The organism is Bordetella genomosp. 13 (assembly GCF_007679965.1).
Taxonomy (GTDB): domain Bacteria; phylum Pseudomonadota; class Gammaproteobacteria; order Burkholderiales; family Burkholderiaceae_B; genus Bordetella.
The window spans coordinates 1-1,452 of sequence record NZ_VEHL01000018.1; the positions used below are offsets into that span (position 1 = coordinate 1).

1 protein-coding gene is annotated in these 1,452 nt (G+C 60.9%); it reads left to right on the plus strand.

Translation table 11 applies throughout. The features are described from left to right. Positions 1-50 precede the first annotated feature (50 nt). A protein-coding gene (locus FS845_RS26380; RefSeq protein ID WP_144641675.1) for an IS3 family transposase occupies positions 51-1,417 on the plus strand; the annotation gives its coding sequence in 2 pieces (ribosomal slippage) (positions 51-525 and positions 525-1,417; 1,368 coding nt in all). The last annotated feature ends 35 nt before the right edge of the window (positions 1,418-1,452 follow it).

Below are 1,452 nucleotides of genomic sequence, written 5' to 3' on the forward strand. Positions count from 1 at the left end.
TGAACTGACCCCTGAAAGTTGGACGAGATCCGACCTTCGGGGGTTTTTGCATGGCGAAGTACGACGAGCGTTTCAAGCTCAAGGTAGTGAGGCAGTACCTATCAGGTTCAGAGGGGGCCAAGACGGTTGGCGATAGACATGGGCTCGATCACGCAACGGTCAGGCGGTGGGTGAGCAGATACCGAGCGCACGGGATTTCAGGGCTGCGCCGCAAGGGTGCGAGTTATGACGCCGACTTCAAGCTGAAGGTGCTCAAGCGGATGTGGCGCGAGCACTGGTCACAGGCGCAGACGGCGGCAGCGTTCGACATTCGCTGCGCGGATCACATCGGCAAGTGGGCACGCCAGTATCATGCAGGGGGTATCGACGCACTGCGGCCCCTACGCAAGGGGCGCCCCAAGACCATGAGCCACAAGCCGCCCAAGCCCAACGCCGCCGTCACCGAACTGGATGACAAGCAGATCATTGCCCGGCAGAACCAGGAGTTGATCGAGTTGCGCGCCGAGGTCGCGTACTTAAAAAAACTCGATGCCTTGATCCAGGAAAAGAAGCGTGCGGCTGCGCAGAAAAAGCGCAAGCCGTGACTGGGTTGAGGCAGCAACACCCGCTGGCGGCCTTGCTCAAGGCGGCCGGCTTGGCGCGCAGCACGTATTACTACCAGGCCAAGGTGGCTGAAGCTGCTGACAAGCATGCCGAGCTCAAAGGCCGGATCAATGCGGTCTACGCAAGCCACAAGGGCCGCTACGGCTACCGGCGCATCACCGCCGCGTTACGCCAGGCAGGCCAGTGCGTGAACCACAAGACTGTTCAAAGGTTGATGCAGACGTTGGGGCTGAAGTCGGTGGTACGACCGAAGAAATATCGTTCGTATCGGGGTGAGATGGGCCGCGTGGCGCAGAACTTCCTGGCACGCCAGTTCGAGGCCGACAAGCCGAACCAGAAGTGGGTCACCGACGTGACCGAGTTCAATGTACGCGGCCAGAAGCTGTACCTCTCGCCGGTGATGGACCTGTACAACGGCGAGATCGTCGCCTACGAAACCAGCACGCGCCCGCTGTTCGGGCTGGTGGCCAGCATGCTCAAGAAGGCGTGGCGCCGCCTGCCTGCCGGCGACCGCCCGCTGCTGCACTCGGACCAAGGCTGGCAATACCAGCAGCCGGCCTACCGGCAAATGCTGGCCGAACGAGGCTTGACCCAGAGCATGTCTCGCAAGGGCAACTGCCTGGACAACGCTGCCATGGAGAGCTGGTTCGCCACGCTCAAGACGGAGTGCTTCTACCCGAACCGATACGACAGCATCGAGCAGCTACGCAAGGCCATCGGCCAGTTCATCCGCTACTACAACCACCAACGCATCCGACTCAAGCTGAAAGGCCTGAGCCCGGTTCAGTACCGAACTCAGGCCTTGAGCCTCTAGCTTCCTAAACTGTCCAACTTCTTGGGGTCAGTTCA